The following is a 15,759-nucleotide window of genomic DNA, read 5'->3' as shown; positions in this document are numbered from 1 at the left end:
AAACAGAAATGGACTGCGCTCGCACAAGCACTTCAGAATCCCACTCATCCCGAAGGGTGAGCTTGCGGCTTTAGCCGTGGGAGTGTCAATAAAACAAGAGGGGACTTTTACATGAGTGAATTCCAATTTATTGTGAGCGATCACCCACTAAAAGAAGTCGAAAATCCATATGTCGAGTTCTTATCTATCAACGAGGCCATCCAAAAAGGCATCGTGTTGCCTGATATTCTGACAGACGTCGAGGACCTCGACCGTGATGAAAAGATTTTGATGAACGTCGAGTCGGAAGAGCAACTTGACGAGATTGAGATTAAACATAGTCTCTATTATGCCGTGGAGAACGTCGAGGCGTATTCTTCAAAACCGCACGTAGTAGAGTTGCGTTGGCGTTATTCCGATGCGAGAGCCGAACAGCTCGTCGCGTATATAACCGACCATTTGAAGACGGCGGAGGAAGTCGAGATTTGGAAAGTGTGGGTCGATGAACAGACCGAGCCGAAAGTTCAATCCATCAAGCTCGACGAATTGACGATTGATGCATTACGATTCTTAGGTGAAGTCGGATTCGTACGACCGGAGTGCCTTCGAGTGACAACATCCTAATCCGCATGCAAATAACGTATTATCCTCCCTGACGAGATTTCTCGTTAGGGATTTTTGATTTCTCGCCTCACTTGAATAAAGACTGCTATATTATGGGGAGAAGAGTCAGGAGGGAATACCATGCATATTCTAATCGTAGAAGACGACCGGACGATCGCCTCCGGTCTCCAATATTCACTCGAACAAGAACAATTTAGAACAACGTTATGCCAAAACGTGGCTGACGCGACGCTTATGATTGAACAACAGTTACATACAATTGATTTATGCCTCTTTGATTTGTCACTGCCAGATGGGAGTGGATATGACTTATGTCGGCTCGTGAAGCAACAACAAGACATCCCTGTCATCTTTCTGACGGCATTCGATGATGAAGTGAATGTGGTGATGGGACTCGATATGGGAGCGGACGACTACATCACGAAACCGTTCCGTGTCCGAGAACTCGTTTCACGAATTCACTCGGTACTTCGTCGATACAATAAAAACGTACGCTCGCCTCTGTTGACGATTGGTCCAGTTGAAATCAATACGCAAGATGCAAAAGTAAAAAAGAATGGGGACGAAATTTTGTTGACAGCGCTCGAGTATCGTTTGTTGCTCATCTTTGGGAGGCATAAAGGGCAAGTGTTGTCACGGACCCAGCTACTTGATCAGATTTGGGATGTGGGTGGGGAATTCGTGAACGATAATACGTTGACCGTTTATATTAAGCGACTCCGCGAGAAACTAGAGGATGATCCACAACAACCGATGCTTATTACGACGGTGCGTGGAATCGGATACAAGGTGGGGCGTTAATATGTTGCGAAACCAAGAAATAAGAATATACTTGTTCACTTGTCTATTTTTCATTGGAATAGCTGTAGGTATTGCCTTCTTATTCATGTCCATAGAGGCGGCCGTTCTGGTCGTCCTATTAGCAATCATACTTTTCGGCGTTACGTATCGTTTCACGGCATGGCGTTATCGAGAAATCGAGCAGCTCTCGGGATATCTTCAAGAAATCAGTAATGGCAACTATACATTGGATGTCCGTGATAATCGCGAAGGGGAGCTCAGTTTGTTAAAGAGCCAACTCTACAAAGTGACGAAAATGCTATCTGAACAAGGAGCGCATCTTGAAGAAGATAAACAGAAGTTAACGGATGCGATCTCCGATATCTCCCATCAATTGAAGACACCGCTCACCTCGATGACCGTCATGGCGGATCTCCTCAGTGACCCTCGTCTATCCGAGGAAAAGCGTCAAGAATTCACCCATAACATACAAGTACAACTTGAACGAATGGAGTGGCTCTTGTCTTCTCTTCTCAAACTATCAAAAATTGATGCCGGGACAATACATTTCAAGCGCGAATTGGTATCCGTCCCTGCGCTCATTGAAGCCGTAGCGGAACCGATGCTCGTACCGATTGATATTAAAATGCAACGACTTCACGTTCAAGGCGAAAAAGATGTTACATTCGAGGGTGATTTGAAGTGGACGACAGAGGCACTCATCAACATCTTAAAAAATTGCGTGGAGCATACGCCGGAACAGGGCGATGTATTCATCGAGTTCAGTGAAAATACGCTGTATACAGAAATTGTGATTCGTGACACGGGGATTGGCGTCGCAAAACAAGACCTCCCGTACATTTTCCAACGGTTTTATAAAGGTGTGAATGCGAGCGAAGAAAGTGTCGGGATTGGGCTTGCCATGGCACACAGTATCATTATGAGCCAGGAAGGTGAGTTGACTGTTCGAAGCGAACCTGGGGTCGGAACGGATTTTCATATTCGCTTCTATAAAGCAGTTGTCTGACCGCTAAGTGACGAAATCGTCACTTTCGAGTCACAGACGAGTCACACTCACTCGGTACACTCGAAGTAGATCAAGTACTGGAGGGTGCAAACATGAACATATTAGAAGTGCAAAACTTATCGAAAGTATACGGCAAGGACGAGATGGAGGTCAGAGCGCTCGATGACGTCTCGTTCACGGTGAAGAAAGGTGAATTTGTCTGTATCGTCGGGCCTTCGGGTTCGGGGAAATCGACATTGTTGCATTTACTTGGTGGTGTCGATGTGCCGACGAGTGGACAGGTGTTGATTGATCAAACAGACATTTATGCATTGGACGAGACGCAGCTTGCCATTTTCCGTCGTCGACAAATCGGTTTGATTTATCAGTTTTATAACTTGATTCCGATTTTAACGGTCGAAGAGAACATCACGTTACCGATGCTATTAGATGAACAAAAAGTGGATATCGCGCACTTGGAACGCATCATCGGTATCTTGGGCTTGTCAAACCGATTGACCCATTTACCAAATCAATTATCGGGAGGGCAACAGCAGCGCGTTTCCATCGGGCGGGCACTGATTAGTAATCCAGCTATTATCTTAGCCGACGAGCCGACAGGAAATTTGGATAGTCAAAATAGTGAAGAAATCATGAGCCTGTTAAAACTGTTCAATAAGAAATTCAATCAAACGCTCATCATCATTACCCATGACGAGCGGATTGCCTTACAGGCGGATCGTATCATTTCGATTGAAGATGGCAAGATTGCGAAGAATGAGGTCGTCCGCGCATGAACATCATCAATAAAATGACACTTCGGCATTTGCGCGAGAACAAACGACGCTCGCTTGTTACAATCATCGGAGTCATCATCTCTGTATCGATGATTACAGCTGTCACAACGCTCGGATCTTCTTTTTTGGATTTGATGATTCGTCAAGACATCGCAGATAACGGAGAATGGCATGTTCAGTATCTAGATACAAACGAAAAGCAAGTCGAAGCTATTCGGGATGATGCGAACACGAAGGCTGTCATCCTTTCAAATGATGGTTATGCTCAACTAGAAGAGTCACAAAATGCTTACAAACCATACTTATATGTTCGAAACTATAACACATCCGGATTGAAGAGTTTTCCAATTGACTTGACTGAGGGGCGTCTACCGGAAAAAGAAGGCGAAGTCGTCATTTCAGAAGGGATTCGCCAAAATGCCCTCGTCACCTATAACATCGGTGATGAATTGACACTGGAGATTGGAGAGCGGATTGATCCGTCATCAGGTTACGTGTTGACACAAAATGATGGTTTGATCCGAGAAGATGAGACGATTCTCGAACAATTAAACATTGAGGATACGGTGACATTGACGGTTGTTGGAACGATGGCTCGACCTGACTGGGAACCGACTTGGTCGCCAGGGTATACAGTCGTCGGATTCATCGATGATCAAGAATTGAATGGAGCAAAAGTCGATACGTTCGTCGCCTTGAACGATGTAGACAACTCGATTTATTCGGAAGCGAAACAGTTGATGACCGAACAGAACATAGAACGTGTCGCCTATAATTCCTCGTTGCTTCGTTATTATGGAGTGACAAATGACGATGGCTTGCGTAAAACGCTATATGGATTTGGTGGAATCATCATGGCGGTCATTGTGATCGGTTCGATTTCTCTAATCTATAACGCATTCGCCATCAGTGTGTCGGAGCGTTCTCGTTACCTCGGAATGTTGGCAAGTGTCGGGGCTACGAAGCGACAAAAGCGGAACTCGGTCTATTTTGAAGGGATGGTCATTGGGGGGATTAGCATTCCACTCGGTATCCTGGCGGGGATTACGGGTATTGCGTTCACATTCCTATTCATCAATGCATTTGCCGAAAAAGCGTTAAACGTGACGGAGAAGTTTGAAGTTGTCGTCACACCGATTACTTTACTATTAACTCTCTTTATTTCGAGCGTAACCATTTTCATTTCCTGCTATCTTCCGGCGCGTCGAGCCTCAAAGATTTCTGCGATTGACGCCATTCGTCAAACGCAAGATGTACGATTGACGTCAAAACAAGTGAAGACGTCAAAACTAGTACGTCGTCTTTTCGGTTTAGAAGCAGAGATTGGGTTGAAGAATACGAAGCGCAACCGTAAACGGTATCTGGTTACCGTCTTCTCGCTCGTCATCAGTATCGTCCTGTTTTTAGTGGTCAGTTACTTCACTGATCGTCTCGAACAGTCCCTTGACATGTCTCAAGCAGACTATGATTTCGATATTCTTGTGAATGGTTCAACGCTTGATCAAAATGATTTACGACGTTATGAATCGTTAGATCATGTGACGAACGGAACATATTTTGAAAATGCAACGGTCCAAACGATGGTCAGCAAATCTCAATTACCGAGTGCGATTACCAAGAACGAGAATTTGGCATCAACGATCGTTGACGGAAAATTTATGTACTACGTATCCCTCTATCAATTAGATGATGAAAGTTTCAATGCGTACTTGAAACAAATCGGAGCGCCTGTCAGTCGTTTTGAAGACGGGGACCTACCAGGAGCCGTCTTGATTGATGAGATTTCGTATCAAGACATGGATCAGAAAAAATTCATCAATTCAGAGACGGTCGAAGCAGAAATCGGTGATACGTTTGAATTGAGGGACGAGAATGCAACGGGCGACGCGGCACCGCTTAGAACGATTCAAATTGGTGCTATGACAGATATCGCCCCGACCGGTGTGATGACAGGTTCTCTTGGATGGCTCGATGTGATAGTACGAGAAGGGACGTTTGAAGAAGACGCAATCGGGGATTTGATGAAACAATCGAGTCCGTCAATCGCGTTGAATACAGATGACCCCGAGGACACACAACAAGTGATTGAAGCGGAACAGAATTTGGATTTGTATGTCTTTAACGTATCGGAACAACGGGAACAACAAGAACAGATGTTGTTACTTTTATCAATATTTGTGTATGGGTTTATCGTGCTAATTTCGCTAATTTCGATTGCGAACATTTTTAATACGATTTCAACGAGCGTCTCACTTCGTCGTCGTGAGTTTGCAATGCTTCGTTCAGTTGGGATGACACCGAAAGGATTCAATAAGATGGTGTACTATGAAAGCATTTTTTATGGGGTAAAAGCCCTTGCGTATGGGATCCCCATCAGTCTTCTCATCATGTACCTCATCTATCGAGCGCAAATCAATACGTTTGATGCTCCGTTTACCTTGCCGTGGAATAGCATTTTGTTTGTCGTCATCATGATTTTCATGATTGTGGGTGCCTCGATGCTATATTCCGTTTCAAAAATAAAGAAAGATAACATTATCGACCGATTGAAACAAGAAAATGATTAAGTAGATTATTGAAAAATTCATGACAAACCATGAAGTACAAAACAAGGGGCTCAGTACATATTGAGTCCCTTTTTTATGATGTCATGACAAACAAAACACGATTACCAAAACTATACGAAGAACGACCAAAATAAAAATATTATGTCACAGCTCTTGTTAATTAACCAAAAATAGGATATTTTTGATATATCGGATGACGATATAACGAAGAACGATACAAAGGAGCGGGATACGTGACACAACAGTCAAGTACAGGCGCATTAACCGAGGCGGTTTATTATATATTATTATCTCTGCAAGTCCCGAGGCATGGGTATGGGATGATGCAATTCGTTCAAGAATTAAGCAATGGGCGGGTTCAACTCGCCCCAGGTACGTTATACGGCGCCCTGAGTAGTCTAGTAGAGCGTGGATGGATTCAGGCGCTCGAAGGTACGGGGCGGAAGAAAGAGTATGAGATCACGGAAGCGGGTCGAAAGGCACTTCGGTCGGAGTTAAATCGGCTAGAAGAACTGGTGCGACACGGTCATAAATTGACGAAGGAGTTGGACACATGAAGACGAAAACGATTTATCGCATCTTTGTTGATTATGAGAAGGAAGAGAAGTGGCTCAACGAGATGGCTCAAAGCGGATGGGCGCTCGAATCCTTTCGTTTGATGCGATATGTGTTCAAACAAGTTGAACCTGGGACGTTCACCTACCGAATCGAATTGTTGTCCCACTTACCTTCTCACCCCGAGTCGAAGGCGTATATGGCATTCTTAGATGAAGTGGGAGTCGAAGTGGTCGATACGTCGTATCGGTGGATTTTTTTACGAAAACGAACGAGTGACGGACAGTTTCAATTGTATTCGAATTTTGATTCGATGATTCAACGTGAGAAACGTATGATCCAACTGTATGGCGCAGTAGGGCTCGCCAATTTTGTTGTGGTGGTCGCGAATCTTTCCAATCCATATGCGCAGTTTGCGCAGTGGACCATCCTATTGGACATAGTTGTCGTCGCGATGTTGGCTTATGCGGTCCAACATCATACTCGGAAAGTTAGGACACTAAAAGCTCTCAAAGCGATTGGAGAGATGAAGTCGTCAGATTGAGCGCATGGATTAGGAGGAGCAAGATGGATTCACGAGAATGGAAGGACTGTATCATTTGTTTTGGATTGATTGCGGGGACGACACTCGGTGTAATCCTCTCGTTCTTCTTTCATATTCAATTGACATATGGGATTGCGAGCGGGGCGATGATTGGCTACATTGGCGGGCTTGTCGTATCGATTTGGAAGAAATGATGGATCAGGGTAACATTCCTCGTCTCGACGACGAGGTTTTTTTGATAGATTGTGACGAATGATATGAGATTGGGGTCTATAGTTATAGAGGGGTTATTACGAAGGGGGTAACTGGATGGATGACCAGGTCATCATCGATTGGTACTGGGAACGATCGGAGTATGCGATTGTCGCTACGAAGAAGAAATACGGAAGCTATTGTCATCGTGTTTCTTATAATATTCTACAGAATCGCGAAGACACAGAGGAGTGTTTGAACGATTTATATATGAAAGCGTGGGAGTCGATCCCGCCGACACGTCCGCTTCGACTCGGAGCGTATTTGACGAAGATCGTGCGAAATCTCGCACTACAGCGTTATAAGAAGAATCATGCAAAAAAACGTGGTGGTGGGGAAGTACCGCTCGTCTATGAAGAACTAGAACATGTCCTTACGGAATCGATGAAAGACGAAGACCTCGTCGACGTGTTGAATGAATTTCTAGCAGACCTACCTCGACTGACAAGGGTGATGTTCATGCAACGTTATTTCTATTTACACTCGATTCAAGAAATTGCAACGACACATCAGCTCGGTGAGAGCCATGTCAAAATGACCTTGAAGCGCACACGGGATGCGTTACAGCGAGCGCTTGAAGCAGAAGGCGTTCGTGTATGAAAAGTGAGCAGATCCTTCGACTACTCGGTGAAGTCGATGACCGGTATATAGAGGAATCGATGATGATAGAGCGAAAACCTTATCAACGACTGAAATGGGGAGGGGGACTTCTCGTTGCGATCGCTGCAGGATTCATGCTCTTCACATCGAATGTCTGGAACGAACGCATCCCATTATCTACGGATTCCACTGCGAATTCCGTTCACATTGTCGACCAATCAAAAGTGACATCAGATATTTCCGAGGAAAATATGATGGACATGACCGAAGATGAACTCTTTTCGAAATGGAATCCTGTCGTGGTCCGAGGAACGGTCACGAACATTCGACATATCGAGATTGATTTCAATGGAGAGACCGAATATCAGTCACTTATCACGATACACGTATCTAATGTGTATCGAGGGGACGTGCAAATCGGGCGAGATTTGATTGTTCGTGCCGATGCAATTGGGGAAACTGGACAGGCAGAACATATGAGTGTTATCTCGCACGTGAAACAGGGCATGGAAGGAATTTTCATGCCGATTCCATATGATGACGAGTTTGTCTGGGAACAAAATGATGCCACGCTCCGATTGAAAGATATTGCCGATTACGGTTTTCCGGATGGGGAGCGTTATCTATTTTTAGATACTCCGAACGGACTCTTGTTCGAGCGGGATGCTTACCCGTCCTTACAAAGTGTGGACTCACTCGATGAAGTAGAGGACTGGATGATGACGCGATTTTCAGAATAATGGAGAACTCAAATCGATAAGGGGGAAATGGATATGGAACGAAAGATTACCGTAAAAGGGACGGGGAACGTCTCAGCTCGACCGGATTTGATTGTGATTCACATGGATCTCGTCTCGAAAGCGCCACGGTACGAAGATACGATGACTGAGGCGGCAAGTGCGGTGTCCCATCTTCAAAAAGCCATCACGCGTGCAGGGTTTGACAAGACGGACCTCAAAACGAGTGACTTTTCGATTGATACGGAATACGAGAGCTATCGTGATCGAGATGAGAATTATCGGTCGCGGTTTGTCGGATATGTCTGTAAACAGAAGACGAAGCTCGAATTTGCGCTCGATACGTCTAAACTATCGGACGTCATCGAACAAATCAGTCAATCTCGGGCAAATCCGAAACTCTCCATTCGCTTTACGATGAAAGACCCGAATGCGATCGAGGATCAGCTATTGGTGAGTGCCGCGGAGAATGCGAAAAAACGAGCAGAGCTTCTTGCGAAAGGAGCAGGCGCCGAACTCGGAGACTTGCTTCAAATTGACTACACATGGGGAGAGATTCACCTGTTCTCGCCTACAAACGTCCTCTATAGTCAGGACGTCGTCTATTCGGAATCACGGATGCCCGAACTCGAACCAGATGACATTGACGTCAGTGATTCGGCGACATTCGTCTGGAGTCTCAAATGAGGCGACTGATTTTCTTGATGCTCCTTTCACTCTCGACTGCGCTGCCCGCATCTGCCCTTTCCTGGGCCTATACGTTTGTCGTGTTCGACCGAAACGCATATGAAGTGCTCGACACAACAATCGAAGAGGATGCACTCGGTGACGTGATCGGTGAAGTGGAGACAGTGGTCAATGATGAGACGGGACGTTACTACGGGAATGCTTCGAACGGATATCCGATTGGGACGGTGTACCGTGAAGTCGACGGGGAGTCTGTGGAAGACGTCATTGCGGTCGAGGACGGTTCGGAGTGGAAGCGAGCGGAGTATCGATTCGAAGCACCCTATCATACGCGCGACTTTGTCACGTTCTTCGGCTATATCTTGCTCGCACTCGGCATTGTTGTGGTGAGTTGGACGTTCTTCAAGCGAAGTTCGCTGTACCAAAAAGAAGCATGAACGAACGTGGAAATGGGAACGGGATTAAAGAAAGGTTCGGCAAAGGGGGATTCATGATGAACATCTTGATTATTTTTGACTCGCTGTATGGTCATACAGAAAAAATTGCCCATGCGATGCAAGAGGAACTGTCGAAAGACCATGAGGCACGCATGGAACATGTGTTGAATATTGGATTAGGCGACTTAGCGCATGTCGACCTGGTCGTCATCGGTTCACCGACACATGGGGGATACGAAACGGAAGACATCAAAGTGTTTTTGGATGGCATCTCGGACAATGCGTTACGAGGAAAACGGACGGCTGCCTTTGACACAAGTTTCGTCAAAGAGAAACAGAATCCGATTCTTGGTAAAATCATCGACTGGTTCGGTCATGCCGTCAATCGAGTCGAAGGGGAAATGATTGAAAAAGGGGCGACGGATGTCCAGAAAGAGTCGTTCCTCGTCGATGGGACGACGGAGGTATTGAAGGAAGGCGAACTAGAACGCGCGAAAGCATGGGCGCGGGAGTTGGTCGGATAATACACGGAACGCATTCTGAGAACAGAGTGCGTTTTTTTCTTGAAGCGGACGAGAAGAAATGAAAAACGGGTAAATATATAGTATTCAACTCTTCAGAGAGGAAGCTGGTTGTGATGAAAAAAATGGAACGGGATGTATTGGTCGGTTGGATTGTCGTCGTGCTTGTCCTCTTGATGCATTTTCTGATCACCGTGTCTCTCGGCAACTCGTACTTTGCTGAAAGTTCGCTGAATCGAATGTTGTGGCTCTCGAGTTTTCCTGCATTCTTGATTGCGTTCGTCGCAGCCTTCTTCCAAAAAACGAACACGGTCTTCCTAGCGGTTCGTCGTGGGCTATTGTGGACCATCGAGTTGATGGTAGCCTTCACCATTCTCGCTTGGGTGTTCCGTTCTTTCGAAGGACTGTATGCGAATGCGGGGCTCTATTGGTTATTCGGTGCCGTTTTAATTGGGCCGATCTTTTATATGATGGCATTCCGACGTCAACATTCGAAACGAATCCGCACCCCTTGATTGAAATGTTTCCTCTCAAAGGAGGCGTTTTTAGATTGCCTCAGGATGGGAAAGGATAGAGAGAAGAGAGATTGGAGGTGAGTGCGATGAGCCAGTATTTTTCATCATCTTACGAAGAGTCGCGAGAGAAGTTCTTGAATTTACTGTCTGAAGTGAAGCGATTTTATCCGAAAGCGGAGTTGTTGACACACTCGATTGGGGATGAGAGTATCGACGTCATTTTAGGGGAGCCGAAACGAGAACGAAAAGCGATGATTCTCATGACAATCGGGGAACATGGAATTGAAGGGTATGCGGGCGCCGCAGTGACCCATCAATTTGTTCAAACACAACTCGCGCATGTCCGTCATGAGACGACGGGAATTTGTCTCATCCATGCTGTCAATCCATGGGGGATGAAACACTTTCGACGTGTCAATGAACACAATGTCGATTTGAACCGAAATTACGTCATTGATCGTGAAGCGGTCCCGTATAACGTGAACCGTGAATATGAGCTGATGCGCCATCTCTTCGTACCGGACGGAGTAATTGACGACTATCATGAGGCACGTGAACAGATCTATTCATTTCTCGGCTCTGGAATTAAGCTTGATGGCTTCAAAGCGATGAGTGGTGCAAAAGGGATGGGGCAATATCAATTCCCGAAAGGGGTGTATTACGGGGGAGAAGAAGACGAACCGTCCGCCATCTTTTTGAAGGGAATTCAACATGATTTACTTGAGCGCTATGGAAAAGTCGTCCATCTCGATTGGCATACCGCACTCGGACCGACAAACGAGGTGACGATGGTCATCAGCAAGCGGGACGGTCGCACGGAAGATGAGTTAAAACGAGCGTACGGTCTCGACAACGTCAACGTGTATGACCCGGACGAGGTACTCGGAGATTCGACGAATCATTTTTACTACGTGCGCGATACGGAATATCCGGACAAGGGGCTCGTTTCTGCTTTATTCGAATTCGGTACGTTTGGGACGTCGACAAAAGCGTCCATCCGTGAATTTTTAACGATTATTTTAGAGAACCGGCTGTACTTTGAAGGGACAAAGGACCCTGAGGCACGAAACGGGATTCAAAACGAATTCATGGCGATGTTCTATCCGGAAAACGCAGATTGGCGAGAAGCTGTTTTACGAGAAGGAGCGAAAGCCGTTGAAGGTTATTTAAGAGGTGAAGCGCTTTGGCGCGACACGTAAGAGGGTTACTCGAAGTCGGAATAGGGAACAATGAGGTTGGGAGTGTTTTCGCTAAATAATGACTGTGGAGGTTGGATGATGGGATATATTACAGCACATGACGGTACAAATCTATACGTAGAGGATGTCGGATCTGGGGAACCGATTGTCTTCTTACACGGTTGGCCAGCAAACAACAATATGTTCGAGTATCAGAAGAATGCGCTCGTCGAAGCGGGATATCGCTACATCGGCATTGATTTCAGAGGATACGGGAAATCTGATGCCCCGGCGACAGGTTATGACTATGAGACAATGGCGTCTGATGTGCATATGGTCGTCTATGGACTTGGCTTAAAAAACTTCACGCTCGTCGGTTTTTCAATGGGTGGGGCGATTGCAGTTCGCTACGCAGCCGACTATAAAGAGGATGGACTCAACAAATTGGTCTTGGCCGGAGCCGCGGCACCAATCTTCACACAGCGTGCAGATTATCCATATGGAATGACAACGGACGATGTCGACGCGTTGATTGACGATACACGGGCCGACCGACCGAAGATGCTCGAAGGGTTCGGAGAAATCTTCTTCGAGAAAGAACATTCGAAACCGATGCAAAACTGGTTCCACCATCTCGCGCTCGTCGCGTCGAGCCATGGGACGATTGCCTCGGCACAGGCGTTACGTGACGAAGATTTACGAGATGCCCTGCCAAAAATTGATGTCGAGACGTTGATCATCCATGGAGTACATGATAAGATCTGTCCTTTCGCATTCGCCGAGCAGATGGAGCAAGGCATCTCGAACGCGCGAATCGAGCGCTTTGAAGAGAGTGGACACGGTACGGTGTTGGATGAACGAGAGAAATTTAACGATACGTTGTTGCGGTTTGTTCAATAATCGATGGCCTCCGAATCGGGGGCTTTTTGTATGTCGATAAGGGTAAGAACCAACGAAAACGGGTATAATTCAATTGGAGTTCCCTTCCATTTTTTGAATCACTGAAACATCGCTGTGACTAGAGTCACGATGTTTTTTTGTGTTGTTTTGGAGAAAGGGGGATAAAACCAGATTAGAACATGGATTTAGTTCAACCTGTCCTACCATTCATGGTACAATAGCGGGGTGGATTAACAGATTGAGGAGAGATTTAAATGAATATCGCTTTCTTTTTATATCCGAAAGAAGACGTCAAATATTTGGACCCCGAATCAACGGTACGACAAGCACTTGAAAAGATGAAGCATCATCGATTTACGTCTGTCCCACTCGTTTCGGAGAACGGATTTTACGCCGGGACGATGACAGAGGGGGATTTACTCTGGGCACTCGCAGAACAGCTTCGCGGGGAAGAAGATTACGAAAAAGTGCTCCGGACACGTCTAAAAGACATCAAGCAACGCGTTCGCTATAAGCCGGTCTCGATTACGGCACAAATTGAAGAGCTCGTCGATGCGATCACGGACCAAAACTTCGTGCCGGTCGTCGATGATGGGAAGTATTTCATCGGCATCATCCGACGCCGTGACATCATCGAGTATTACTCGACAAAGTTGAAACAATTGGAGAATGAAGTCCGATAATGAACAAGCCAGAACTGACTTACGGTTCTGGCTTGTTTTACGTTTCTTTCAGCTTCGTTTTTAAAAATAGGAGTAGGGCAAACCTCAATCAAGTGGCGGAAAATAGGGTAATACATATTCTCCTAATTCATCGATGACTTCCTCAGCCGGACGTTCTCCGTCGAAGAGGGCGAAGAAGAGATGATTCACGCCGATGGCGCGATACGATTCAAGCAACTTGATCAAGTGGTTGCGACCGATTCGGAAACCGAGACGAATCGGCGTCGGTGGCTCGTCTGGGTCATGCGTCAAGTCAAGATGCATCGGCATCGAGAAGGGACGAAAAGCACGACCATGTGCTTCACCGCTTGCGCGCCACGCGTCGAGCACTTGTTGTTGCGCAAAAGGTGCCTGCGGGTAGTACATCCATCCGTCGCCATTTGCCCCAAGCCAGTCCATGTCTTGTTGTGCGAATCCAGTGATCATCGTCGGGATCCGTTTCTTCGGACGCGGCACAAGTGTAGCCTGTTCAACTTCCCCATAAGGCGAGTCAATGGTTGGGTAGTTGTTATAGAGCGCCTGTTCCATGACGCGAAGCGATTCTTTGAACTGATCGCCGCGTGTCGGATGATCGACTCCGAGTCCTTTGAAGTCGGCCCGACGGTCGCCTGACGAGATCCCGAGAATCAACCGTTCCGGGAATAACGCTTCAATCGTCGCGACTTCCTTCGCCGAACGAAGGGGATGACGGAGTGGCAAGACGAGCGCGGACGTACCGAGCGCGATGTTTTTCGTTTGACCGAGCAAATGTGTCCCGTAGATCAACATGTCATAGATTTGACCGACAGCCGGGTCTAAGAAGTTTGGGTCTTTAAGTAAGACATCACGTAACCATAGCGCTGTGAAGCCATAGTCGTCTGCCTTTTGAGAAAGCTCGACTTGACGTTCGAGTGTCGGAGTACGCATTTTGAAGTTTTCTAAAGGGATGTGGAGGCCGAGCGTGAGCTCGCCCTCCCGGTACATCCGGTTGTAGCTTTTATGATTGTTGAACATAAGCGCCTCCTTAGTTGGCTTCCAAACGACGTGAGATAGCTGTCAAGATGACGGCGATGATGACCATGATGCCACCGACCCAAGGGGTATGCACAAGTCCGATTGAATCGGCGACGAGTCCACCGATTGTTGCGCCGAGGGCAATCCCGATGTTGAAGGCCGCGATGTTGAGTGCGGACGCGACATCGACAGCGGCCGGTACATATTTTTCAGCCAATTGTACGATATACAGTTGAAGTCCAGGCACGTTCATGAAGGCGAGGAGTCCCATCAAGACGATGGCGACCAGACCTGCCACTTTGAACGGAATCATGAACGACATGATGATCATGACCGCTGCGTGAACGATAAACATATAGAACAATGCTTTCGCTGGATTTTCGTTGGCGAGCTTTCCACCGACCGCGTTCCCAATAGCGACCGCGATTCCGTAAACGAGTAAGACGACACTGATCAAGCTCGGGCTAATTTTTGTCACGTCTTGCATGATTGGTGTCAAGTACGTGAAGGCAACGAACGTTCCGCCGTAACCGAGTGCTGTGATCAAGAACCCGAGCATGAGACGACCGTTCGTGAGCAATTTCTTCATATCAGAGAACTTCGCTGGTGGTGATTGTTTCAAATCTTTCGGGATCAAGAAGAAGCTAGCAATGATTGAAACGACACCGAGTGCTGCGACTGCGAAGAAGGTGGCACGCCATCCGAACGCTTGACCGATAAAGGTACCGAGTGGGACCCCTGTGACAGTCGCGACAGTTAAACCTGTGAACATGAGTGCAATCGCACTCTCTTTTTTATGTGGCGGTACAAGTTGTACGGCAATCGTTGCGCCGATTGAGAAGAAGACACCATGCGAGAATGCGGTGATAAATCGGGCGACAATCAACAGTTCGAAGCTGGTCGACATGGCCGAGACCATGTTTCCGCCGATAAAGACGACCATGAGTGCCATGAGTAACGTCTTACGGTTCATTCGGTTTGTGAGTGCCGTCAAAATCGGTGCACCGACGGCGACGCCGATTGCGTATCCCGAGATAATGAGACCCGCGAGTGTGATGCCGATGTTTAAATCACTTGCGATGGATGCGAGAAGACCGACCGGGACGAACTCGGTCGTTCCGATGCCGAAAGCACTGATGGCGAGAGCGAGTAACGCCAATCCTCCATTTTTAGGTGCCTGTTCTTCAACAGGTTGTGAATAAGGTTGGTTCATGAGTAGTTCCTCCTAGTTGATAAAAATAGTGTGGAAGACGAGGGCCCTTCGTCTCCGGATAGCAAAGACATTTCACTTTCCTCTATTGTTCAGTACGGTCGAAAAAGTACCTTACCGTCTCAAGGGGATGTTACAAGCGAAATGAACTTGTA

Annotated in this window: 19 protein-coding genes; 17 read left to right on the top strand and 2 right to left on the bottom strand. The window is 46.7% G+C overall.

Going from position 1 to position 15,759, the window contains the following annotated elements:
- Nucleotides 1-111: 111 nt before the first annotated feature.
- The 17 genes from KNO72_RS12890 (at nucleotide 112) to KNO72_RS12810 (ending at nucleotide 13,362) form a co-directional block, all read left to right on the top strand.
- Complete coding sequence (locus KNO72_RS12890; RefSeq protein ID WP_214758404.1) at nucleotides 112-603, top strand: hypothetical protein; 492 nt, start codon at nucleotides 112-114, stop codon at nucleotides 601-603.
- A gap of 120 nt (nucleotides 604-723) precedes the next feature.
- Nucleotides 724-1,404 (top strand): response regulator transcription factor, encoded by a 681-nt coding sequence (locus tag KNO72_RS12885; RefSeq protein ID WP_214730383.1) that lies wholly within the window; start codon nucleotides 724-726, stop codon nucleotides 1,402-1,404.
- A gap of 1 nt (nucleotide 1,405) precedes the next feature.
- Complete coding sequence (locus KNO72_RS12880) at nucleotides 1,406-2,410, top strand: sensor histidine kinase (protein WP_214730384.1); 1,005 nt, start codon at nucleotides 1,406-1,408, stop codon at nucleotides 2,408-2,410.
- A 92-nt stretch (nucleotides 2,411-2,502) separates the two neighbouring features.
- Nucleotides 2,503-3,186 carry an ABC transporter ATP-binding protein gene (locus KNO72_RS12875; RefSeq protein WP_074033830.1) on the top strand — a complete coding sequence of 228 codons (684 nt, stop codon included), beginning with the start codon at nucleotides 2,503-2,505 and terminating at the stop codon, nucleotides 3,184-3,186.
- Nucleotides 3,183-5,753, top strand: coding sequence for an ABC transporter permease (locus tag KNO72_RS12870; protein ID WP_214758402.1), 2,571 nt, complete (start codon nucleotides 3,183-3,185; stop codon nucleotides 5,751-5,753). The genes KNO72_RS12875 and KNO72_RS12870 overlap by 4 nt, the downstream gene beginning before the upstream one ends.
- 233 nt (nucleotides 5,754-5,986) lie before the next feature.
- Nucleotides 5,987-6,310, top strand: a complete 324-nt coding sequence (locus KNO72_RS12865) for a PadR family transcriptional regulator (RefSeq protein ID WP_214687283.1) — start codon at nucleotides 5,987-5,989, stop codon at nucleotides 6,308-6,310.
- Entirely contained in the window at nucleotides 6,307-6,852 is a 546-nt protein-coding gene (locus KNO72_RS12860) for a DUF2812 domain-containing protein (RefSeq protein ID WP_214687282.1), read from the top strand. Before KNO72_RS12865 ends, KNO72_RS12860 begins: the two co-directional genes overlap by 4 nt.
- A gap of 23 nt (nucleotides 6,853-6,875) precedes the next feature.
- Nucleotides 6,876-7,046, top strand: a complete 171-nt coding sequence (locus KNO72_RS12855; RefSeq protein ID WP_214687281.1) for a hypothetical protein — start codon at nucleotides 6,876-6,878, stop codon at nucleotides 7,044-7,046.
- A gap of 115 nt (nucleotides 7,047-7,161) precedes the next feature.
- Entirely contained in the window at nucleotides 7,162-7,704 is a 543-nt protein-coding gene (locus tag KNO72_RS12850) for an RNA polymerase sigma factor (RefSeq protein ID WP_078147384.1), read from the top strand.
- Entirely contained in the window at nucleotides 7,701-8,444 is a 744-nt protein-coding gene (locus tag KNO72_RS12845; RefSeq protein ID WP_214758400.1) for a hypothetical protein, read from the top strand. The genes KNO72_RS12850 and KNO72_RS12845 overlap by 4 nt, the downstream gene beginning before the upstream one ends.
- A 33-nt stretch (nucleotides 8,445-8,477) precedes the next feature.
- Entirely contained in the window at nucleotides 8,478-9,128 is a 651-nt protein-coding gene (locus KNO72_RS12840; RefSeq protein ID WP_214758398.1) for an SIMPL domain-containing protein, read from the top strand.
- Complete coding sequence (locus KNO72_RS12835; protein ID WP_214758396.1) at nucleotides 9,125-9,565, top strand: hypothetical protein; 441 nt, start codon at nucleotides 9,125-9,127, stop codon at nucleotides 9,563-9,565. Before KNO72_RS12840 ends, KNO72_RS12835 begins: the two co-directional genes overlap by 4 nt.
- Nucleotides 9,566-9,621: 56 nt before the next feature.
- Nucleotides 9,622-10,089: a flavodoxin family protein gene (locus tag KNO72_RS12830; protein WP_214758394.1), complete on the top strand. Its 468-nt coding sequence runs from the start codon at nucleotides 9,622-9,624 to the stop codon at nucleotides 10,087-10,089.
- Nucleotides 10,090-10,202: 113 nt separating this feature from the next.
- Nucleotides 10,203-10,601, top strand: coding sequence for a hypothetical protein (locus KNO72_RS12825; protein WP_078147379.1), 399 nt, complete (start codon nucleotides 10,203-10,205; stop codon nucleotides 10,599-10,601).
- An 86-nt stretch (nucleotides 10,602-10,687) separates the two neighbouring features.
- Entirely contained in the window at nucleotides 10,688-11,800 is a 1,113-nt protein-coding gene (locus tag KNO72_RS12820; RefSeq protein WP_214758392.1) for a M14 family metallopeptidase, read from the top strand.
- Between the two features lie 75 nt (nucleotides 11,801-11,875).
- Complete coding sequence (locus KNO72_RS12815) at nucleotides 11,876-12,679, top strand: alpha/beta fold hydrolase (protein WP_214730389.1); 804 nt, start codon at nucleotides 11,876-11,878, stop codon at nucleotides 12,677-12,679.
- Between the two features lie 254 nt (nucleotides 12,680-12,933).
- Nucleotides 12,934-13,362, top strand: a complete 429-nt coding sequence (locus KNO72_RS12810) for a CBS domain-containing protein (protein ID WP_012727014.1) — start codon at nucleotides 12,934-12,936, stop codon at nucleotides 13,360-13,362.
- Between the two features lie 84 nt (nucleotides 13,363-13,446).
- Here KNO72_RS12810 and KNO72_RS12805 read toward each other — a convergent pair whose 3' ends face one another.
- Together KNO72_RS12805 and KNO72_RS12800 are read right to left on the bottom strand one after the other, a co-directional pair.
- Complete coding sequence (locus KNO72_RS12805) at nucleotides 13,447-14,394, bottom strand: LLM class oxidoreductase (protein WP_214758390.1); 948 nt, start codon at nucleotides 14,392-14,394, stop codon at nucleotides 13,447-13,449.
- A gap of 10 nt (nucleotides 14,395-14,404) precedes the next feature.
- Nucleotides 14,405-15,607, bottom strand: a complete 1,203-nt coding sequence (locus KNO72_RS12800) for an MFS transporter (protein ID WP_214758388.1) — start codon at nucleotides 15,605-15,607, stop codon at nucleotides 14,405-14,407.
- Nucleotides 15,608-15,759: the final 152 nt, after the last annotated feature.

This window comes from Exiguobacterium sp. s123, from assembly GCF_018617075.1.
In the GTDB taxonomy this organism is placed as follows: domain Bacteria; phylum Bacillota; class Bacilli; order Exiguobacteriales; family Exiguobacteriaceae; genus Exiguobacterium; species Exiguobacterium profundum.
Note: the sequence above shows the minus strand (reverse complement) of the source record. Positions and strands in the feature narration are given on the sequence as shown.